Here is a 302-nt window from a genome sequence, read left to right as displayed (position 1 = left end):
TCGCTTTTGGTTTTTAAGTTGCCATTGTCATCGTAGCTAAATAGCACCCTGTCATTGATGGTCGTTATTCGGTTGAGGTCATCATACTGATAGTGGCGTGTCTGCATCGACGCTTGTGAGCGACTCAGTAAGTTACCAAGCCCATCAAAACGATAGCTATCATTTTGAATATAGTCTTTATCGACTGCTTTAATCGACGAGACCATGCCATTGTCGTCATAACCCACGGCCATGGATTGCAACCCTTTTAGGTAGCCCGTTACAAGACCGCGTGCATTTAATGACTTCACTTTGAAGTACAC

At 44.0% G+C, this 302-nt stretch carries 1 protein-coding gene; it reads right to left on the bottom strand.

Features of this window, described 5'->3' with window-relative positions:
* The coding region (locus A7985_RS25530) for an RHS repeat domain-containing protein (protein WP_141685461.1) at positions 1 to 302 on the bottom strand (302 nt) is incomplete at both ends.

Origin of the sequence: Pseudoalteromonas luteoviolacea (assembly GCF_001696455.1) — a bacterium.
Taxonomy (GTDB): Bacteria; Pseudomonadota; Gammaproteobacteria; order Enterobacterales; family Alteromonadaceae; genus Pseudoalteromonas; species Pseudoalteromonas luteoviolacea_C.
Note: the sequence above shows the minus strand (reverse complement) of the source record. Positions and strands in the feature narration are given on the sequence as shown.